The organism is Mycobacterium sp. GA-1199, assembly GCF_001500045.1.
In the GTDB taxonomy this organism is placed as follows: Bacteria; Actinomycetota; Actinomycetes; order Mycobacteriales; family Mycobacteriaceae; genus Mycobacterium.
On record NZ_LQIX01000034.1, the window covers coordinates 145,923 to 165,579 of the forward strand.

Genomic DNA, 19,657 nt, shown 5'->3' on the forward strand with positions numbered 1-19,657 from the left:
GCAGAGGGCGGCGATGACGATCGTTGTGGTGGGCATCGGCGCCGACGGAATGCCCGGACTGTCGCCGGTCGCGAAGGCCGAACTCACTAGGGCCACCGTGATTTACGGGTCCGGGCGCCAATTGGCGCTGCTCGACGACGCCGTCACCGCTGCGCGCCGGGAGTGGCCGTCACCGATGCTGCCCGCGCTGCGGACGCTGCTCGACGGGGCCGAGGGTGACGTGCACGTGGTGGCCAGCGGTGACCCACTGCTGCACGGTGTCGGCAACTCGCTGATCCGGCTGTACGGCGCGGACCGGGTCGCGGTGCTGCCGCACGTGTCGTCGGTGACCCTGGCCTGCTCGCGGGTGGGCTGGTCGGTGCAGGACACCGAGGTCATCAGCCTGGTATCGAGCGAACCGCACACCGCGGTGCGCCGCGGCGGGCAGGCCGTCGTCATGTCGCGCGATCGTTCGACTCCCGCGGCGCTGGCGCGCTTGCTGACCGACACCGGCCGCGGCGACTCCGAGGTCACCGTCCTCGAGCAACTCGGCGGCCCCGCCGAGCGGCGCCGAACCGCCACCGCGCGGGAATGGGCGGCGCGGCCTCCCGGTGACGTCGACGATCTCAATGTGGTTGCGGTGCGCTACCTGCCCGACGAACGGCGGCTCGGAGTGCTGCCCGACGAGCTGTTCGCCAACGACGGGCAGATCACCAAACAACCGGTGCGCGCGGTGACGCTGGCCGCCCTGGCGCCGCGCCCCGGACAGCTCCTCTGGGACGTCGGGGCGGGCTCGGGCAGCATCGCGATCGAATGGTGTCGCAGCGGACCCGGTTGCCGCGCAGTGGCATTCGAACGCGACGAGCGTCGCCGCAAACGTATCGCCGAAAACACCGTCGCATTCGGCGCACGCGTCGAGGTGCAGGCCGATGCGCCCGCGTCGTTCGACTCGCTACCGGCACCCGACGCGGTCTTCATCGGCGGCGGCATCACCCAACCCGGACTGCTGCAAGCGTGCTTCGATCGGTTGCCGTCCGGTGGCAGGCTCGTCGCGAACGCCGTCACGGTGGAGTCAGAAGTACTTGTCGCCCAATGGTATTCACGATTAGGCGGGGAGCTTCGACGTTTCGAGCACCACCGCGGCGAGCCGCTCGGTGGTTTCACCGGCTGGCGCCCGGCCATGCCCGTCACGCAGTGGGCGATGGCCAAGCGATGACCGTCTACTTCATCGGCGCCGGTCCCGGTGCCGCCGACCTGATCACCGTGCGGGGGCAGCGACTGCTGCAGCGCTGCCAGGTCTGCCTCTACGCCGGTTCGATCATGCCCGAGGATCTGCTCGCGCTGTGCCCGCCGGGCGCGCGCGTCGTCGACACCGGGCCGTTGACACTCGACCAGATCGTCACCGAACTCGCCGACGCCCACGCCGCGAATCTCGATGTGGCGCGGTTGCATTCCGGTGATCCGTCGATCTACAGCGCTCTGGCCGAGCAGTGCCGCCGTCTCGACGATCTCGGTATCGACTACGAAATCGTTCCCGGCGTCCCGGCATTCGCCGCGGCCGCCGCCGCACTGGGCCGCGAACTCACGGTCCCCGGCGTCGCGCAGACGGTCACGCTGACCCGGGTGGCCACCCTGTCGACCGCGATGCCGCCGGGGGAGGACCTGCAGACACTGTCGGCGTCAGGCGCCACCCTGGTGCTGCACCTGGCGGCAGCGCAAATCGACACGATCGCCGCGGAGCTGCTGGCCGGCGGCTACCGTCCCGAAACAGCCTGCGCGGTGGTCGCGTTCGCGTCGTGGCCCCAGCAACAGGTCGTGCGCTGCACGCTCGAGGATCTCGCGGCGCAGACCAAGGCGGCGGGGATCACGCGTACCGCGGTCATCGTCGTCGGTGACGTGCTGGCGGCCGAGGGGTTCGCCGACAGCTACCTGTACTCGTCGGGGCGGGTGCGGCGGGGGCGGCACTGATGCGAATCCTGTTGCTGGGCGGCACATCGGAGGCCCGTGCGCTCGCCGCACGGCTGCACCCCGACATCGAGGTGATCAGCTCACTGGCCGGGCGGGTGCCCGACCCCGCGCTGCCGGTCGGAGAGGTGCGCGTCGGCGGGTTCGGCGGCATCGACGGCCTGCGGGGGTGGGTGCGCGACGAGCAGGTGGACGCCGTCGTCGACGCCACGCATCCGTACGCCGCGACGATGACCGTCCACGCCGCGGCCGTGTGCGCCGAGCTACGGTTGCCGCACCTGGTGCTGGCGCGGCCCCCTTGGCCGGTCGGCGACGCGGTGGTGGTCGGCGACGATCGTGAGGCCGCGAATGTCGTTGCCGCCGAAAGATTTCAGCGGGTCTTTTTGACCACCGGCCGATCCGGGGCCGCGGCGTTCCGCGACGTCGACGCGTGGTTCCTGATCCGCGCGGTCACCCCACCCGAATCGGAGGACCTGCCGTCACGGCATCAGGTCGTGCTGTCGCGCGGACCATACCGCTACGACGACGAGTTGACCTTACTGCGTGAGCACCGCATCGACGCGTTGGTCACCAAGAACAGCGGAGGGTCGATGACGCGACCCAAGCTGGACGCCGCCGCCGCGCTCGGGATACCGGTGGTGATGGTGGAGCGGCCGCCGCTGCCCGCCGGGGTGACGACTGTCGCCACGGTGGACGAGACGCTCGACTGGGTGGCGGCGATCCGCAAGGCACGGACCAGCGACTGACCGCAGCGCTCACTGCCCCGCAGCAGAGTGCGCACCGATCATCAGGGCTGCGAGATCGTCGGGTTCGAGGAACGACGGTGGAGGCGGCGGCCCCCAGGCGTAGAGGCCCTGCAAACCGTGCAGCACCTCGGGGCTCCACAGTTCGTCCTCGGGGACGGTATCCATGTCGGAGTAGTACTCGGAGAAGTTGCCCGCCGGATCTTTCAGGTACCAGAAGAAATTGGCGCCCGCATAGTGGCGCCCGAGGCCCCAGATGTGGCGTTCGGGATGACCGTCCAGCATCGACTGGGCACCGCGGCCGACCTCGTCGATGTCGTTCACCTGCCAGCTGGTGTGATGCATGAAGTTGACCGGCGCAGCCATGACCAAGAGGTTGTGGTGTTCGACGGAACACCGCAGGAAGGCGGCTTTGTCTCCCATATAGTCGCTGACTTTGAAGCCCAACCCGTCGACGAAGAACCGCATCGTCGTTTCGAGGTCGACGGAACCGATCACCGCGTGACCCAGCTTGCTCGGCTGTACCGGCCCCCGCCGGGCAATGAAAGGTGCGCGGCCCCAACGGTCGATGCGTCCCGGGCCGTTGTACGCGGTGGCAGCGACGGCTGGTTCGACAACGATCCGGGGCCGGATCTCGACGGTGACCCGAGTCCCCGTAACGGGTTCACACGCCGAGCACATGATCGTCGAGCAATGCACCTCGGCGCCCAAGGTGGCGAGCCGCGTGGCGGTGCGTGCGACGTCGTCCTCGTCATCGGCTGCGATCGTCAGCTCGACTAGCCGGCGCCTAGGCGTATGCATGATTTTCAGTTGGTCACCCCCGTTGCGGGTGGTGAACACGCCGCCCCCGCGGTGCGTGAGGCCGAATTCGCGGTAATAGGCGACGGTTTCGTCGACATTTGGTACGCCGATGGTGGCCTTGGCCAAGCCGTGCAATGCCATGGTGCTCCTATCAAATGGCGAAGGTCCCCGATGCCCTCGATCCAGCGATCCCGAAGACTTCAACGTTGCAGGGCTCGATACCGTTCACAGCGGGTTCGGCGGTGCCACGGACCTGCAAGTGGGGAGCAGTAGCCGCCTCGAATCGCCCGCGGTCTGCGGGCACCGAGTTCTTACTGCGTCGGCACGCCTACCGGTAGGACGCGATGAGCTCCAGGGTCTGCAGTTCGCGGATGGCCCGGCAACCGCGACTCAACATCGCCAGCATCATCTCGTCGCCGCGCTCGGTGGACGTGGCGAACGCCGTGCCGAGCGCCACGAGCAGTGGCGCCTGCACCAAGCCCAGGCGGTAGTCGATCCAACAGGTTTCGAGGTCGTAATCGCCGACGCCATAACCGATCAGAGTGCGGTGGTAGCGCTCGACGAGGTCGCGCTCGATCTGCGCACGCACGGACGGGTCGAGGCTGGTTGCGGTGAAGTACGCGAGATCGCGCGCTGGCAGGCCGATGCCGATGGTCTGCCAGTCGACCACCGTGATGCGGGTGTGGTCGGGGTCGAACAACATGTTGTCGAGCCGGTAATCACCGTGCATCAATGCATATCGGTCCGGCTCGGCCATCAGCCAGTCGGTGACCGAAGCCATTGCCGCGGACAGTGTTTCCTGGTCCTCGGGGCTGATCGAAGACCCGAGGCGGTCGATCACGATGCCGGCGGCCATCTTGCAGACGTCACCCATGCCCTTGGCCGCTTCGGTGTCGCCTGGCTTCGGCATGACGATGGCCGACAGATCCATCCACTCGGGCTCGCACCAACTCGGGCCGTGCAGCCCGGCCAGCGCTTCGACGGCAAGCTGCGCCTCGACAACAGTGCACCCGGCGATCTGGTCGCCCTGCACCGCGGGCGCCATATCCGCGAGCAGGAGGACGACGTCGGTGCCGTCCTCGGAGATGTCCTGATGGAAACTGCGCGGGACGGGGATTCGCATCCGGTCGGCGATCAGCGAGTAGAACTCGACCTCGGAGCGGTAGCCCAGTGCCACCCGCTCACGCACCGCGTCGTCCTGCGCAGACAGTTTGATCGCGAACGTGGCGGGCAGGTCGGTGTCCGCGCCGTATGTCGCCGACACTCGGTACGTGGCGCCGGTCTGGCCCGTTCCGATCGGCGTGACCTCGACCGTGTCGACGTCAGTTCCCAGCACTGATCCGAGCCACGCGGGCGTTACATCTTCGGGCCCCCGTGGAATGGCGAGTACGGATGTCACGCGCCGGACATTAACACCCTCGACCGTCGCGAGCGCTCACCCTTGTACGAATCAAGCCCCGCCGATTCTGTACCGGGCTGAGCGCTCGCGGCACGTCAGATGCGGGTGAGGCGAAGCCTCCAGGCCTCCGGCCCGCGTTCGATGTAGTCGAACGAGATCCGGCCGGCTGTGCGGTCGTGCAGCTGGTGCAGCAGCGGCACCGGGTCGTGAGGCGCGACCAGCACCATGCTGGCGCCGACCGGAACCGCGTCGAAAGCGCCGAACACCGTGGCGTGCCGGATCGAGTGCGGCACGTCGCGTACGTCGAGCACGGGTTCCTCGGGGTCGGCTCCGCAGCCGCAGCTCTGGCCGCCTTCGGCATGGTGGTGGCCGCCGATCAGTTCGTGCATTCCGTCGAGGGAGTCTGCCAGCGAGATTTCCGGGTCGGAGGCGACGATCGGCAGGATCCGGTCGTTCTCGTCGACGAGGTGGGCCTCGAACACGACCTGCAGCGCGTGCCCGGCCGCGGCCGCGCGCACGGGTGACTGCTCGGTGCGAATCCGGTCGACCAGACCGCCGATGACGCGGTGCGCGGCGATCATCGACTCGATCAGCGGCCGGGCCCGTTCGGTATGGGCGGCGGCGGGGTAGAGGCGGGCCTCTTCGGCTGTGGCGTGCGGCAGCAACTCGTCGGTCAGGAATTCGAGGGCCGCGGCGCGCGCCGCTTCGAAACCGGCGCCGCGTTCGGCCGCCGACACCATCGCCTCCGTCAGCGCCTTGAGGTGTCCGGCCAGCTCAGCGTGGTGATTCTTGACCGTCTCGGCCGCCTCCGCGTCCGCGGGTGTGGTGGCGACGATCAGTTCGTTGACAGTCATGATGGATTCCTTTCGGCTGTGCTGGCCCTACAGATAGCAATTTACTACAATAATTTCCGTGGTAAATAGCGCACCGCCGCTCGGGCCCTCACCGGCGCCTTCGGCGACTGGTCCGGTGCCCTTGTCGGGGCAACGGTTGAGGGTGCTCGAGCATGTGCGCGCGCACGCCCCGGTCCGCACGGTTGATGCGGCGGCGACGCTCGGGCTGCACCAGAACACCGTGCGCGAGCACCTGGACGCGCTCGTCGACCTCGGCCTCGTCGAGCGCGCCACCGAACCTGCCGCCGGGCGCGGCCGGCCCGCCGCGCTGTATCGGCCCTCGGCGGCCGACCCCGCGGTGCGGGTCCGTGACTACGCGGGTCTTGCCACCGCCCTCGCCGGGCATCTCGCCCGCACCAGCGCCGACCCCGAACGCGACGCCCGCGCCGCCGGCATCGAGTGGGGGCGCGAGCTGGCCGACGAGGTGGCACGCACCGACAGTGATGCGCGCCAAGCGGTCCTCGACGCACTGGCGCGGCTGGGCTTCGCGCCCGACGACGAGGGTGCCGAGCGCGGGGTGGCGCTGCGGCGCTGTCCGCTGCTCGAGGCCGCCCGCCGCTACCCGAGCGTGGTCTGCCAGGTCCATCTCGGCATCGTCGAAGGGTTGCTGCAGAGCATCGACGCGTCGACCGGGCCCGGCCTGGACCTGATTCCGTTCGCCGAACCCGGCGCCTGCCGGTTGTTCCTTCCCGATCCGGTGGTGAAAAGCCATGGCTGAGAACCGGATTCCGGCTCGGGCACTGCTGCTGGTTCCCGGCGCATTCGCACTGCTGGCCGGGCTGGACGCGGGGCTGTTGCGGCTCGGACTGCCGGCTCCGATCGACACCGCGAGATTGGCCGACGTGCACGGGATTCTGTTGGTGCTCGGCTTCGTGGGCACCGTGATCGCGGTGGAACGCGCGGTCGCGTCGGGCCGGCGGTGGTGCTACCTCGCTCCGGCGTTCCTGGGCCTGGGCGCGGTTCTGCTCGTCAGCCCGGCGCCGCGCCGCGTCGCCGACCTCGCCCTGCTCGCGGGGGCTGCGCTGCTCGCAGCGGTATACGTGCCGCTGTGGCGGCGCAGCTGGGATGCGGCCGTGCTGGTGCAGGCGGCGGGCGCTGTGCTGGCGACGGGCGCGGCGCTGCTGTGGGCCGCCGGGCTGCCGGTGTCCGACCTGCTGGGCTGGCTGGTCGGATTCCTCATCCTGACCATCGCCGGGGAGCGCCTCGAACTGGCCAGGGTGGCGATTCTCGGCACGAACGCCGAAGTCCTGCTCGTCGCGTCGTCGGCGGCCGTGGTCCTCGGTGCTTTAGCTCAATTACTCTGGCCGACAGTTGGTTTCGCGCTGCTCGGCGGTGCGATCCTGGGCATCACCTGCTGGCTGCTGCGATTCGACATCGCCCGGCGCACGGTCCATACGACAGGGCTGACGCGGTACATGGCCGTGTGCCTGTTGGCCGGATACGCGTGGCTGGCGGTGCCGGGCCTGACGTGGCTGGTGGTGGGTCCCGTGCACTCCGGTGGCGGCTACGACGCGGTGGTGCACGCGGTGATGCTCGGGTTCGTGCTGTCGATGATCATGGCGCACGCACCGGTCATCATGCCTGCGGTGCTGCGCCGCCCGGTTCCGTACACCCCGGCGATGTACGGTCCCGTCGTGTTGCTGCACGCATCGCTGCTGCTGCGGGTGGTCGTCGGAGACGTGCGCGGTGTGGAGTGGGCGCTGCAGGCCGGCGGGGTGCTCAACATCGTTGCCGTGCTCGCCTTCGCGGGGGTTGCCGTTCATGCGGCGACGCGGCGCCGGCCGATCGGGGTGCCGGCATGAACCGCTCCCGGTGGCACCTGCGGGTCGGATCGATCGTATTCGCCTGGCTCACAGCACTTGTAGTGATTGCGATCGTTCACAGGTCGGTGCCGGCGTCGGGCTGGCTGCTGATCCATCTTCTCGGCCTGGGGGCGGCGGGTAACGCGATCCTCATCTGGAGCCGACACTTCGCCGATGCGCTTCTGCGTCGTCCGCCGGACTCCTCGCGGGCCGGGCAGGCCTGCGCCCTCGCGGCTTTCAACCTCGGCGCGGTCGGGGTGGTCGCCGGCATGGTCCTGTCCTTCTGGCCGGCGGTCCTGGCCGGTGGCATCGCCGTAGCCAGCGTCGCGCTGGCCCACGCCGTCACGTTGGTGCGGCAGTTGCGCTCCGCGCTGCCCTCACGCTTCGGTGACACCGTTCGCTACTACGTCGCTGCCGCAGCGCTGCTTTCGATCGGGGCGGGACTGGGTGTGGCGATGGCCAACTCGACGCTGCCCGGCGCCCTGCATGACCGGTTCGTCATCGCCCACGCGGCGGTCAACTTGTTCGGTTTCGTCGGGCTCACGGTGCTGGGCACGTTGGTGACCCTGTGGCCGACGATGCTACGCACCCGGATGGCCGACGGAGTCGAGGTCGCCGCCCGGCGTGGGTTACCCGGGCTGGTAGGGGGATTGACGGTGGCTGCGTCGGGGGCGGTTGCCGGTTCGCCGGTGGTGACCGCCACCGGGGCGCTGGCCTATCTCGCGGCGACGCTCTACGTGCTGTGGCCGCATCTCGACGAATTGCGGCGGAAGCGACCGGGAAATTTCGCGACGCTGTCGGTGCTGTGCGGGGTGGTGTGGCTGGTGGGCTCGCTGAGCTACGCCGTGGTCGCCTTCGCCACCGCGCCGACGTGGCCCCCTCTGCTCGACAGGGCCGGTCTGCTGACCGTGGCGGTGCTCGCAGGGTTCCTGGTTCAGGTGCTGTTGGGCGCGCTGAGCTATCTGACCACCATCGTCGTCGGCGGACGCGCCGCTTCCATCGCGGCGACAACCGAATTGGAACGCGGCGCACCGTGGCGGCTCGCGGTCGCCAACTTCGCGCTTCTGTTGTGTGTGCTGCCGACTCCGAGCCTGCTGCGGGTGGCGGCGTCGGTCTTGGTGGTGACGTCCTATGCCGCCTTCCTGCCGCTGTTGGCCCGCGCGGTGTGGCGGGCACGCAGGCTCCGTGAGACGCCGTCGACGCCGGGACCGCCGCCGTCCGGACCGCCGGCGCGACAGCGGCTCGGCGTCGCCGCCGCCGGACTGGCCGTCGTCGTGCTCACGGCAGCGGCCGCGGTGGCCGCGGACCCGTCCGCGACCGGCGTCGCGACGGCCCCGTCGGCATCGGTGCCCGCGACCGGACAGACCACCCGGGTCGAGGTGCGCATCGAAGGAATGCGCTATGTGCCCGACAACATTTCGGTACCCACCGGCAACCGCTTGGAGGTCACACTGGTCAACAGCGGATCCGACCACCACGACTTGGTGCTGTCGAACGGGACCAGGACCGGCCGCCTCGCGCCCGGAGAGCAGGCCGTCCTCGACGCCGGGGTCATCGGCGCCGACCTCGATGGGTGGTGCTCGATCGCCGGGCACCGCCAGATGGGCATGACCATGTCGGTGCGCGCGGATGGAATCCACCATCCGGGACACCATGAGACGGCGCCGGAATCGATCGCCGGTGACGACGTCGCGCGCAGCCTCACCACGCGGCCGGGGCCCGGCTTCAACCCGCGTGACGCCGCCTTGGCCGCCGCGACGCCCGACCACCGCATCACGCTGACGGTCACCGAGACGACGCGGGAGGTGTCACAGGGAATCACACAGCGGCAGTGGACATTCGGCGGCTCGGCGCCCGGGCCGACGCTGCGGGGCAAGGTCGGCGACGTCTTCGAGGTCACCCTCGTCAACGACGGGACGATCGGGCACTCGATCGACTTCCACGCCGGGGCGCTCGCGCCGGACGTGCCGATGCGCACCATCCGACCCGGCGAACACCTGATCTACCGGTTCACCGCGAGCCGTGCCGGCGTGTGGATGTATCACTGCTCGACGATGCCGATGTCGGTGCACATCGCCAACGGCATGTTCGGGGCGGTGATCATCGACCCGCCGGACCTCGCCCCCGTGGACCGCGAATACCTTCTCGTGCAGTCCGAGTACTACCTCGGCCCGCCGGGCGGCGAAGTGGACGCCGACAAGGTCGTCGCCGACAAGCCGGACCTGGTGGTGTTCAACGGCTACGCCAACCAGTACGACCACGCGCCGCTGACCGCACGCACCGGGGAGCGCGTGCGAATCTGGGTGCTGGCGGCCGGGCCGAACCGGGGCAGTTCCTTCCACGTCGTCGGCGGCCAGTTCGACACCGTGTGGTCCGAGGGTGATTACCGGCTTCGACCGGGTCCCGGTGGCGCGCAGGCCCTCGGATTGTCAGCGGCACAAGGCGGTTTCGTCGAGCTGAGCTTCGATCAGCCCGGGCGCTATCCGTTCGTCACCCACGCGATGGTCGACGCCGAGCGCGGCGCTCACGGGATCATCGAGGTCACCGGTCACTCCGGATAGCGGCGCGGTGTGAACACCCGGTCACCCTCGTCGGTGTACCACTGTGTCTGCGACGAGCCGATGATCAGCAGGCAGCGCATGTCGACGTCGGCGGGGTCCAGGTCCGCCAGACGTACCACCGTGACCTCCTCGCGGGGGCCGGACACGTCGCGACCGATCACCACCGGGGTACCCGGATCGCGGTGGTCGAGCAGCAGGTCGCGCATCGCACCGACCTGCCAGGTGCGGGTCTTGGACGCCGGGTTGTAGATCGCCAGCACCAGGTCGGCCTTTGCGGCTGCGGTCAACCGGGCGGCAATCACATCCCACGGTTTGAGCCGGTCCGACAGCGAGATCACCGCATAATCGTGACCCAGCGGCGCACCGACCCGGCTGGCGACGGCCTGTGCCGCCGTCATCGCCGGAATCACCCGCACCGAGATTCCCGGCCACTGTTTGGCCTCCTCGAGCACCGCGGTCGCCATCGCGAAAACCCCGGGGTCGCCGGACGACACGACCGCGACGGCCCGGCCCTGCTCGGCCAATGTGCACGCCAACCGGGCCCGGGCGGGCTCGTCGGTGTTGTCGCTGGGGTGCTTGCGTTGGCCGGCCCGGTTGCCGACCCGGTCGAGGTAGGGGCCGTAGCCGATGAGGTCGGTGGCCGCGGCGAGTTCACGACGGCACTGCGGGGTCATCCAGTCGGTGCTGCCCGGACCCAGCCCGACCACCGCGACGCTCCCGGTCGGCGTCTGCTGGTCGCGTCGGCCCGGCAGCATCGCCAGCGAGAAGTACGGGACGGTGGCGTCGTCGACCTCGCCGGCGCCGAGCACCCGCTGCTGTGAGGTGCTGGCCCGCTCGACGTAGAACGCGTCGTCCAACCGCCCGGCTGCCGAGAGCGCTTCGCGCACAGCCGGATACGACCGTCCGAGTTTGAGCATGACCGCCGCGTCGGTGTCGGCGAGCCTGCGTGCAAGCTCGTCGGCGGGCAACGTGCCCGGCAGGATCGTCAACACCTCGTCGCCCTGGACGAGGGGAGTGGCCACCGCCGCCGACGCCGCGCTGACCGACGTCACTCCCGGCACGATGACCGCGTCGAACCGTTCGGTGAGTCGCGTGTGCATGTGCATGTAGGAGCTGTAGAACAGCGGGTCGCCCTCGGCGAGCAGCGCGACGTCGCGCCCGGCCTCCAGGTGGGCGGCGATGCGGTCGGCGGCCTCGCGGTAGAAGTCCTCCATCGCCCCGGCGTAGCCGCCGGGGTGGTCGGTCGTCTCGGTCGTGACCGGATAGACCAGGTGCTCTTCGATCTGACCGGGCCGCAGGTACGGTTCGGCGATACCGCGCGCGATGCTCTTCCCGTGCCGCGCGCTGTGGTACGCCACGACGTCGGCCTCGCCGATCACCCGTGCCGCCTTGACCGTCACCAACTCCGGGTCTCCGGGACCCAGCCCGACGCCCCACAATTGTCCTCTCGCCGCCTCCGGCGACGGTTGTCCTCTTGTGTCGCTCATTCCCGTTCCGTCGCAATCGCATTCACGGCCGCCGCGGCCATCGCGCTGCCGCCTCGGCGCCCAGTGACCACCAGATAGGCCATCCCGCGGGGGCGGTCGATGAGTTCCTGTTTGGACTGCGCCGAGCCGACGAAGCCGACCGGACCGCCGAGCACCGCCGCGGGAGTCGGAGCGCCCTCGTCGAGGAGTTCGAGCAGCCGGAACAACGCGGTGGGCGCGTTGCCGATCGCCAGCACGGCACCGGCAAGTCGGTCGGCCCACAAGTCCACGGCCGCCGCGGACCGGGTGGTGCCGAGGCGCGCGGCGAGGTCCGCGGCGCGCGGGTCGGCCACCAGCGAGACCACCTCGTTGTCGGCGGGCAGCCGGGACCGGGTGATCCCCGCGGCGACCATCGACGAGTCACACAGCACCGGGGCGCCGGCGCCCAGCGCGGAGTGGGCGCGACTAACCACATCGGGACTGAATGCGACGTGGTCGGCGACGTCGACCTGGCCGCAGGTGTGGATCAACCGCACGACCACCCGGGCGACATCTGTGGGGAATCGCGTCAGGTCCGCCTCATCGCGGATCGTCGCGAACGACTGCCGGTAGATCTCCCCGGCGTCGCGGATGTAGTCGAGCACGCGATCACCCTACGGGTGAGCGTCGCGCGTCCGGTATCCGTCTCCGGTTGCCACCAGCACCTCACCGGTGGGCGGGCTGCCGCAGGCCCGGTCGCATCCGACGAAGTGCCGGTGGCCCGCGGCCGGCTCGTCAATGGCCGCGACGGCGTCCGCGCGGACGTCGGCGCGCGAATGCTCACAGCCGGGGCGTCCCGTGCACGCGCTGACCGACAGCCAGGGCGAGTTCTCGTCGAACACCAGTCCCAGCGGCGCGAGCACGCGCAGCGCGACGTCGGCGACGTCCTCGGCGAGGTCGAAGACGAGCACCGAGCGCCACGGCGTGATCACCATCGGCGCCTCGATCGCGGCGAGGAACTCCGCCGTCCGGCAGGGCAGCACACCCAGCGGGACCGCGGCACCCAACGCTATGCGGCCGTCGTGCTGTTCGAGCCAACCGACGGGCGGCCGGGTGACCGCGGGCCACGTCACACCCGGGTCCACGGTCGGCGACAATCCACCCAGCAGCACATCGGTATCGATGAGTTCCTTGACGCGCCAAGCATTCCCGCGTATGGCGGCGAAGCGTCGGGCCACGTCGACCATCGTCGACACCGCTGTCTGCATCCGCAGCCGGACGCCGGTGTCGCGCCCGGCCAACAGCAGTGCGGCGTCAGCGGCCTCGACGTGTACGCCGACGTCGGGGGCAAGACCGGAGATGTCGCCGCGCCCGTCGTCGATGCCGAACAGGAACCGCCCGGGCAGCGTGGCCAGGTCCGCGTCGGCCTGAATGGCGTCGTCGAGTCCGGTGATCAGCCCACGGATGTCGGCGGTCGCTCCCACCCGTCCCGACAGCGGTGAGGCGACGATGTTGCGCACGCGCTCGTGGGTCGGCGAGGGGAGCAGACCCGCCGCGGCCAGGGCCCCGGCGACCGCAGCGGTGTCCGTCACGCCACGAATCTGGAGGTTGCCCCGCGACGTGAGCTCCAGCGTGCCTGCACCCCAGTCGGTGGCCGCCCGTGCCAGGGCCTCCAACTGCGCGGCGGTGATCAGCCCGCCCGGCAGCCGCACCCGCGCCAATGCGCCGTCCGCCGCCCGATGCACCTGCAGCGCACCGGGGCAAGCGTCCTCGTTGCGGATCCTGGCCACGAGTTCACGGTAGTCCGCGGGTGTCTGCCGCGAACACGGGCAGCGCAATGGCCGTGATCAGCTGGCAAGGGCCGCGGTCTGTCCGCTGCGGGCACTGATCACCGCCGAATATGCCGAGGCGTCGCCGACGACCGCGCGACTGGACTTGCCGTGGATGTCGACCGGGATGTCCCCGGCCAGGGTGATGCGGTTGAGCCTGCGGTACTGGTCGTCGTAGTCGGCGACGGCGTAGTGCTGGGTGGCGCGGTTGTCCCACACCGCGACGTCGCCGAGTTGCCAGTCCCACCGAATCGTGTGCTCCAACTTCGTGATCCGCGCCTGGAGCAAATTGAACAGGGTGGCCGACTCGGTTGATCCGAGCCCGACGAAGTTCTTGACGAAGTGGCCGAGCAGCAGCACCCGCCTGCCGGTCTCCGGGTGTACGCGGACCACGGGATGCTCGGTTTCGTAGTAGTCGGAGACGAATTCATCGCGATACGACTGCTGCTCGGCGGTGGGCGCTGCGTCCGGCTCGTCGTGCAGTGTGGCGTAGTCGTACTGGTTGGTGTGCACGGCCCACAGGTTCTCGGCCAGCGCTGCCAACGGCGCCGGAAGACGGTCATATGCGGCTTCGGTGCTCGCCCACGTCGTCGTGCCGCCGTACGGAGGCAGCGTGATGGCGCGCAGGATGGACGCTTTCGGGATCCGGTCGACGAACGTCACGTCGGTGTGCCAGCTGTTGGCCTTGTCGTAGCGGGAATCGATGGGCAGGAAGCGCTCACCGCGCGAGGTCACGGTCGGGTGTGCGGCGGTCGGGGTGCCCAATGTCCGCGCGAAGGCGAGCTGACCGTCGTCGTCCAGGCCGCGCTGGTCGCGGAAGAAGATCACCTTGTGGTCGAGCAGGGCCGAGTTGATCGACGACGCGGTTCTCGCGTCGACTCCAGCGCTGAGGTCGACGCCCTCGATCCGGGCGCCGATGTGAGCGCCGAGCTTGAACACCCGCAGAGATGACGGCACGGGGAACCTCCAGACGATGCATGAAACGTGGTGCTCACATTCGTCTCCGGGAGGTGTGACGCCAACCGTTCAACTCAGCGCGAATCGAACCGGGCAGGTGTTTCGGCTGGATCAAGATCGGGTAGCTCACCGCCGTGAGGGCACTGTGGGACTACATCTGGGCCCACCAAGCGCAGCTGACGTTCGATTCCTACCAGCACGTCAGTGCGGTCGTCCAGAGTGTGCTCATCGCGACGATCGTCGGTGTGGTGATCGGTGTGCTGACCTACCGCAACCCGATGGCCGCCAACCTCGCCACCGCGACCTCCAGCGTGATCATGACCGTCCCGGCGTTCGCGCTGCTGGGCCTGCTGATCCCGTTGTTCGGGCTCGGCGTGGTACCCAGCATCACCGCGTTGGTGCTGTACTCACTGCTGCCCATCGTGCGCAACACGATCGTCGGCCTCAACGCGGTCGACCCTGCGCTGACCGATGCGGCGCGGGGCATCGGGATGAGCAGGCTCGACACGCTGGCCAGAGTGGAACTGCGGCTGGTGTGGCCGTCGATCCTGTCGGCCATGCGGATCAGCACCCAGATGTCGATGGGCGTGCTGGCGATCGCGGCCTACGTCAAAGGACCGGGGCTGGGCAACCTGATCTTCACCGGGTTGGCGCGGGTGGGCAGCCCGACGGCCCTCCCGATGGCGCTGGCGGGAACGCTGCTCATCGTCATCCTCGCGCTCACGCTCGATGCGGTGCTCGTCCTGATCGGCCGCCTCACCACGTCGAAAGGCATTCGATGACAGGGCATTCGAAGGCAGAGAACATCGCGTCGGAGGACACAAGCTCGAACGGCAGCACCGGGGTCCGCATCGTGCTGGACCACGTCTCCAAGGTCTATCCCGGATCGGACCGCCCCGCGGTGGACGACGTGTCGCTCGAGATCCCCGCGGGCGAGATCGTCGTGTTCGTCGGCCCGTCCGGCTGCGGGAAGACGACGATGATGCGGATGATCAACCGGCTCTCGGAGCCGACGTCGGGGACGATCATGATCGGCGACAACGACGCGATGTCGATCCGTCCGACCGAACTTCGCCGCTCGATCGGCTATTCCATCCAGCAGGCGGGTCTGTTCCCGCACATGACGATCCGGCAGAACGTCGGCCTGGTGCCCGGCCTGTTGCGCTGGGACCGCAAACGCATCGCCGAACGGGTCGACGAACTGCTCGACATGGTCGGGCTGGAACCGGGCCAGTACGCCGACAGGTATCCGCGTCAACTGTCCGGCGGGCAGCAGCAGCGTGTGGGCGTTGCGCGCGCGCTGGCCGCCGACCCTCCGGTTCTGTTGATGGACGAACCGTTCGGCGCCGTCGACCCGATCACGCGCAGCACGCTGCAGGATGAACTTCTGCGGTTGCAGGGTGAGCTGCGCAAGACCATCGTCTTCGTCACCCATGACTTCGGTGAGGCCGTCAAACTCGGTGATCGGATCACCGTGCTGGGCAACCAGTCCAAGGTGCTGCAGTACGACACTCCGCAGAACATCCTGGCCAGTCCCGCCGACGACACGGTCGCCGGTTTCGTCGGGTCCGGCGCGTCGCTGCGCCAGCTGGGCCTGATGCGGATCAAGGACGTCGAGCTGCGGCCGCATCCTTCGGTACGCCAGACGGATCCGATCGATGATGTCCGGAAGACGTTGGCGGGCAGTGAGTTCGATTGGGCCGTTGTGCTCGACGACCGTGAGCGCCCGGTCAGTTGGGTGCGGGAGAGCAAGCTCGAGCACGCGACCGCGCTCGCCGACGTCGTCGAATCGCTCGACGTGGTCAGCACGCAGTCCACCCTCGAAGACGCGCTGGAGGCCATCCTCGCCCAACAGCATGCGTCGGCCGTGGTGGCCGGCCCGGGCAGCCGGTATGCCGGTGTCGTCACGTTGGACACGTTGATCGACACGATCACCTGGCTGCGGGCTTCGGCGCAGGCTGACACGGACGGACGACCATGACCGCGGTCACCGATACCGCTCAATCGGCGCGCGCCGATCCGGGCGAGCGCAGACGACTGCTCATCCAGCCCGTCTTGGTGCTGGTCATCGCTGCCGCGGTCGTGTTCTGGGCGTTCAACCGCGACCTCACCGCCACCCAGCAGGAGAACATCAACCCCGGCAACATCGCCACGCTGATCTGGCAGCACTTGTTGATCACCGTGGCGGTCACCGCGATCGTGCTCGCCATCGGCGTTCCGCTGGGTGTGCTGGTCACCCGCCCCGGCGCGAAACTGTTGCGCCCGTTGTTCATGGGTGTGGCCAACATCGGCCAGGCGGCACCGGCGATCGGGCTGCTGGTGCTGCTGTTCCTGTGGACGGGTCGGACCGGGTTCTGGATCGGCGTCCTTCCGATCGCGCTGTACTCACTGCTGCCGGTGCTGGCCAGCACCATCCTCGGCATCACACAGGTCGACCGGTCGCTGGTGGACGCCGGGCTGGGACAGGGGATGTCGCGACGCTCGGTGCTGACGCGGGTCGAGCTGCCGCTGGCGATCCCGTACATCCTGGCCGGACTGCGCACGTCGCTGGTGCTCGCCGTGGGAACCGCAACGCTGAGCTTCCTCGTCAACGCCGGCGGATTGGGCATCTTGATCGACACCGGCTACAAGTTGCAGGACAACGTGACCCTGATCCTGGGCAGCGTGCTCGCGGTATGCCTTGCCCTGCTGGTCGACTGGTTGGGCGGGCTGGCCGAGTTCTACCTCAACCCCAAAGGCCTGCGATGATCCGCCGCACCATCGCCCTGCTCGCCTGCCTGCTGCTGACCGGCTGCGGGCTCGGCGCGGGCAGCACCGTGCCGCTCAAGGTCGGTCCGGGTTCCATCCAGCCGGTCGCCGCACTCGACGGAGTGCGAATCACGGTGGGCTCCAAGGAATACACCGAGCAGGTGATCCTCGGATACATCCTCGAGTTCACGTTGGCCGCCGCGGGTGCCGACGTGCGTGACCTCACCGGCATCGTGGGTTCCCGCAGCACCCGGGAAGCCCAGTTGTCGGGTCAGGTCGACGTCGCCTACGAGTTCACCGGCAACGCATGGATCAATTACCTGGGGCACGAGAAGCCGATCCCCGACAGCCGCAAGCAGTTCGAGGCCGTCCGCGATGAAGATCTGGCCCGCAACGACATGGTGTGGTTGCCGCCAGGACCGATGGACGACACGTACGCGTTGGCAGCCGGCAGGGCGGTCGTCGAACGGACCGGCGTGCGTACGCTTTCGCAATACGCCGAGCTGGTCAAGCGCGATCCGGCGGCGGCGCGTACGTGCGTGGACACCGAATTTCGGGCGCGCCAGGACGGCTTCCCCGGAATGGCGGCGGCCTACGGGTTCGATCCGGGGCGGGCGCAGACGCCGGTACTGCAGGTAGGCATCATCTACCAGGCCACCGCGGACGGCACGCAGTGCGACTTCGGTGAGGTGTTCACCACCGACGGCCGCATCGCCGCGCTCGACCTCATCGTGCTCACCGACGACAAGCAGTTCTTCGCTCACTACAACCCGTCGGTGACCATGAAACGCGCTTTCTACGAAGCACATCCACAGATCGCGGAGGTCACCGCGCCGGTGACGGCGGCGCTGACCAATGAGGCGATCATGGAGATGAACAAACAGGTTGACGTGGAGGGCCGCGACCCGAGCGAGGTCGCACGGGACTGGATGGTGGCCCAAGGTTTCGTCACCGTCCCGTAGCCCGATTGCCACGACAACCGCGCTGGTCAGGCGTACCCTTCCGGTAGCCGAAGGGGGTCCGATGGCAGACAAACGCGCAGTGAGAATCGCGATCGTGGGCGCCGGCATGTCGGGCATCTGCATGGCGGCCAAACTGCAGGACGCGGGTATCGACACCTTCACGATCTTCGAACAGGCCGACGAGGTCGGTGGCACCTGGCGCGACAACACCTATCCCGGACTGCGCTGCGACGTGCCGTCGCGCTTCTATTCGTATACCTTCCGATCCAATCCCGAGTGGACGCGGCTGCTGCCGCCGGGTGGCGAGGTGCAGTCCTATTTCAAAGAGGTCGCCACAGAGCGCGATATCCGAGCCCACATCAGATTCGGCACCCCGGTGACATCGGCGCAGTACCGCGACGGCAAGTGGTGGGTCAGCACCGCCGGCGGCACCGAGGAGTTCGACATCCTCATCACCGCCACCGGAATCCTGCGCGTGCCCCGCTATCCCGACATTCCGGGGCTGGACACGTTCGCGGGCCCGATGTTTCACTCGTCGCGCTGGGATCACTCGGTACCGTTGCAGGACAAGCGGATCGGACTGATCGGGACGGGGTCTACCGGTGTCCAGATCACCGCTGAACTCGGTGGGAACGTCCGCGGTCTGACGATATTCCAACGCACTGCGCAGTGGGTCTTCCCGTTCCCGAACCCGCGCTACTCGCCGATCACCAAGGCGGCACTTCGGCGCTTCCCGGCGATGAGCCGCCTCGGTTACCGCTTCTGGCAGGCCGTGTACGAGAACTTCTTCGCCAAAGCCATGGTCAAGCCGGGATTCCGCCGCCGGCTGGTTTCGGCGATGTGCCGGTGGAATCTCGACCTCTCGGTGCGCGACCCAGAGCTCAGGAGCAAACTGACGCCGAACTACCAGGCGATGTGCAAGCGCATCGTCGCGGCCGGGCACTACTACCAATCCGTGCAGAAGCCGGGTGTCGACGTCGTCGTCGACCCGATCGATCACATCGCGGCCGAGGGTGTCGTCACCGCCGACGGGACACTGCACGAGGTGGATCTCCTCGTGCTCGCCACCGGCTTCGACGCCCACGCTTATGTGCGTCCGATGGAGATCATCGGCGAGCACGGGGTGTCGCTGGACGAAGCCTGGGCAGACGGGCCGCAGGCCTACCGGTCGGTGGCGGTGCCGGGGTTCCCGAACCTGTTCATGTTGATGGGCCCGCACTCTCCGATCGGCCAACAGTCGTTGGTGATCATCGCCGAGAACCAGGCCGACTATGCGATGTGGTGGATCGAGCGCATCCGCGACGGCGACATCGTCGCCGCGGCGCCGACGGATGTGGCCACGAAGGAGTACAACGAGGAGATGAAAGCTGCTATGCCGCAGACGGTTTGGACGACCGGCTGCAACAGCTGGTATCTCGACAAGAACGGCCTGCCCGAGCTGTTCCCCTGGGAACCCGTGCGTCATCGCCGGCTGCTGGCTTCGCCGGTGCCGTCCGACTTCACCGTCCACACCGCGCAAAAGTGACGGCGGTCACACTAGAACCTCTAGTGATCCGTGCCACACAAGTCGGTC

The 19,657-nt window shown here is 68.7% G+C and carries 18 protein-coding genes; 11 read left to right on the plus strand and 7 right to left on the minus strand.

Annotated elements, in window-relative coordinates; genetic code table 11:
• Positions 1 to 13 precede the first annotated feature (13 nt).
• Genes AU198_RS18735 through AU198_RS18745 form a run of 3 tightly spaced genes read left to right on the plus strand, consistent with a single transcriptional unit; the run spans position 14 to position 2,690 of the window.
• A complete protein-coding gene (locus AU198_RS18735) occupies positions 14 to 1,195 on the plus strand; it encodes a bifunctional cobalt-precorrin-7 (C(5))-methyltransferase/cobalt-precorrin-6B (C(15))-methyltransferase (RefSeq protein ID WP_064350061.1) in 1,182 nt (393 codons plus the stop codon).
• Positions 1,192 to 1,947, plus strand: a complete 756-nt coding sequence (gene cobM, locus AU198_RS18740; RefSeq protein ID WP_064350207.1) for a precorrin-4 C(11)-methyltransferase — start codon at positions 1,192 to 1,194, stop codon at positions 1,945 to 1,947. The genes AU198_RS18735 and cobM overlap by 4 nt, the downstream gene beginning before the upstream one ends.
• Positions 1,947 to 2,690 carry a cobalt-precorrin-6A reductase gene (locus AU198_RS18745; RefSeq protein WP_064350062.1) on the plus strand — a complete coding sequence of 248 codons (744 nt, stop codon included), beginning with the start codon at positions 1,947 to 1,949 and terminating at the stop codon, positions 2,688 to 2,690. Before cobM ends, AU198_RS18745 begins: the two co-directional genes overlap by 1 nt.
• Before the next feature lie 9 nt (positions 2,691 to 2,699).
• Here AU198_RS18745 and AU198_RS18750 read toward each other — a convergent pair whose 3' ends face one another.
• The 3 genes from AU198_RS18750 to AU198_RS18760 all read right to left on the minus strand — a co-directional run bounded on the left by AU198_RS18750 (position 2,700) and on the right by AU198_RS18760 (position 5,741).
• On the minus strand, positions 2,700 to 3,629 hold the full coding sequence (locus AU198_RS18750) for a VOC family protein (RefSeq protein WP_064350063.1): 930 nt from the start codon (positions 3,627 to 3,629) through the stop codon (positions 2,700 to 2,702).
• A 187-nt stretch (positions 3,630 to 3,816) separates the two neighbouring features.
• A complete protein-coding gene (locus AU198_RS18755) occupies positions 3,817 to 4,887 on the minus strand; it encodes a phosphotransferase family protein (RefSeq protein ID WP_064350064.1) in 1,071 nt (356 codons plus the stop codon).
• A 95-nt stretch (positions 4,888 to 4,982) separates the two neighbouring features.
• Positions 4,983 to 5,741 (minus strand): DUF2249 domain-containing protein, encoded by a 759-nt coding sequence (locus AU198_RS18760; protein ID WP_064350065.1) that lies wholly within the window; start codon positions 5,739 to 5,741, stop codon positions 4,983 to 4,985.
• Between the two features lie 58 nt (positions 5,742 to 5,799).
• On the opposite strand from AU198_RS18760, the gene AU198_RS18765 reads away from it, so the two are divergent.
• From AU198_RS18765 to AU198_RS18775, 3 genes are all read left to right on the plus strand, one after another.
• A complete protein-coding gene (locus tag AU198_RS18765; RefSeq protein WP_064350066.1) occupies positions 5,800 to 6,498 on the plus strand; it encodes a helix-turn-helix transcriptional regulator in 699 nt (232 codons plus the stop codon).
• Positions 6,491 to 7,582, plus strand: coding sequence for a DUF8744 domain-containing protein (locus AU198_RS18770; RefSeq protein WP_064350067.1), 1,092 nt, complete (start codon positions 6,491 to 6,493; stop codon positions 7,580 to 7,582). Before AU198_RS18765 ends, AU198_RS18770 begins: the two co-directional genes overlap by 8 nt.
• A 62-nt stretch (positions 7,583 to 7,644) precedes the next feature.
• Complete coding sequence (locus tag AU198_RS18775; RefSeq protein WP_502689305.1) at positions 7,645 to 10,143, plus strand: multicopper oxidase domain-containing protein; 2,499 nt, start codon at positions 7,645 to 7,647, stop codon at positions 10,141 to 10,143.
• Here AU198_RS18775 and AU198_RS18780 read toward each other — a convergent pair.
• The 4 genes from AU198_RS18780 to AU198_RS18795 are packed head-to-tail and all read right to left on the minus strand — an operon-like array spanning position 10,131 to position 14,374.
• Positions 10,131 to 11,630, minus strand: coding sequence for a precorrin-2 C(20)-methyltransferase (locus AU198_RS18780; protein ID WP_064350069.1), 1,500 nt, complete (start codon positions 11,628 to 11,630; stop codon positions 10,131 to 10,133). The two genes, AU198_RS18775 and AU198_RS18780, sit on opposite strands and share 13 nt — an antisense overlap.
• Positions 11,627 to 12,253 (minus strand): precorrin-8X methylmutase, encoded by a 627-nt coding sequence (locus AU198_RS18785; RefSeq protein WP_064350070.1) that lies wholly within the window; start codon positions 12,251 to 12,253, stop codon positions 11,627 to 11,629. Before AU198_RS18785 ends, AU198_RS18780 begins: the two co-directional genes overlap by 4 nt.
• Before the next feature lie 9 nt (positions 12,254 to 12,262).
• The gene (gene cobG / locus AU198_RS18790; RefSeq protein ID WP_064350071.1) at positions 12,263 to 13,378 is read right to left on the minus strand and encodes a precorrin-3B synthase; all 1,116 of its coding nucleotides are present in this window, start codon (positions 13,376 to 13,378) and stop codon (positions 12,263 to 12,265) included.
• 57 nt (positions 13,379 to 13,435) lie between these two features.
• Complete coding sequence (locus AU198_RS18795; RefSeq protein WP_064350072.1) at positions 13,436 to 14,374, minus strand: TauD/TfdA dioxygenase family protein; 939 nt, start codon at positions 14,372 to 14,374, stop codon at positions 13,436 to 13,438.
• Positions 14,375 to 14,508: 134 nt separating this feature from the next.
• On the opposite strand from AU198_RS18795, the gene AU198_RS18800 reads away from it, so the two are divergent.
• The 5 genes from AU198_RS18800 (at position 14,509) to AU198_RS18820 (ending at position 19,609) form a co-directional block, all read left to right on the plus strand.
• Positions 14,509 to 15,156 carry an ABC transporter permease gene (locus tag AU198_RS18800; protein ID WP_064350073.1) on the plus strand — a complete coding sequence of 216 codons (648 nt, stop codon included), beginning with the start codon at positions 14,509 to 14,511 and terminating at the stop codon, positions 15,154 to 15,156.
• Positions 15,153 to 16,355: an ABC transporter ATP-binding protein gene (locus AU198_RS18805; protein ID WP_064350074.1), complete on the plus strand. Its 1,203-nt coding sequence runs from the start codon at positions 15,153 to 15,155 to the stop codon at positions 16,353 to 16,355. Before AU198_RS18800 ends, AU198_RS18805 begins: the two co-directional genes overlap by 4 nt.
• Positions 16,352 to 17,122 carry an ABC transporter permease gene (locus AU198_RS18810; protein WP_064350075.1) on the plus strand — a complete coding sequence of 257 codons (771 nt, stop codon included), beginning with the start codon at positions 16,352 to 16,354 and terminating at the stop codon, positions 17,120 to 17,122. Before AU198_RS18805 ends, AU198_RS18810 begins: the two co-directional genes overlap by 4 nt.
• Positions 17,119 to 18,084 (plus strand): glycine betaine ABC transporter substrate-binding protein, encoded by a 966-nt coding sequence (locus tag AU198_RS18815; protein WP_064350076.1) that lies wholly within the window; start codon positions 17,119 to 17,121, stop codon positions 18,082 to 18,084. Before AU198_RS18810 ends, AU198_RS18815 begins: the two co-directional genes overlap by 4 nt.
• A gap of 61 nt (positions 18,085 to 18,145) precedes the next feature.
• On the plus strand, positions 18,146 to 19,609 hold the full coding sequence (locus tag AU198_RS18820; RefSeq protein WP_064350077.1) for a flavin-containing monooxygenase: 1,464 nt from the start codon (positions 18,146 to 18,148) through the stop codon (positions 19,607 to 19,609).
• The last annotated feature ends 48 nt before the right edge of the window (positions 19,610 to 19,657 follow it).